The following is a 519-nucleotide window of genomic DNA, read 5'->3' on the forward strand; positions in this document are numbered from 1 at the left end:
GAAATTGGTTGCGAATATCGGCAATAACCGTTTCATCTTCTAACAAATAACGATTGGCAAAAACCAAAACTAATGGGTTTTCCAACTCAATTTTATCCTGTAAGAATTTCCAATCTTGATTTTCTAGTTTTGAGGCTTGAACTATTTTCATCTTGAAATTTTTATTTGTTTAATTGTATGAAAAATGTGGTTCCTTTTCCGTTTTCGCTTTCAATCCAAATTTTTCCGTTGTAATTATCGACGATTTTTTTCACTATCGAAAGTCCTAAACCTGTAGATTTTTCTGATTTTTCTAACGATTGAAATATTTTAAATATTCGCTCTTGATTCTCTTTTGCAATTCCTGGTCCGTTATCTTTTATCGCAAAAATGAAATGTTTAGCATCTTCTGAACAACTTACTTCTATTATCCCAATTGGTTTATCAATATAATTTACAGCATTACTTATTATATTCTGAAACAATTGTTGCACTCTAAATCGATCGGCGTCAATAATAGGTAAGCTATTGGTTATAGTA

Annotated in this window: 1 protein-coding gene; it reads right to left on the bottom strand. The window is 30.3% G+C overall.

Annotated elements, in window-relative coordinates; genetic code table 11:
• Positions 1-161 precede the first annotated feature (161 nt).
• On the bottom strand, positions 162-519 hold a 358-nt coding region (locus FHK88_RS11675; RefSeq protein ID WP_227430926.1), incomplete at its 5' end, for a sensor histidine kinase.

This window comes from Psychrobacter sp. I-STPA6b (assembly GCF_020662265.1).
GTDB lineage: Bacteria > Pseudomonadota > Gammaproteobacteria > Pseudomonadales > Moraxellaceae > Psychrobacter.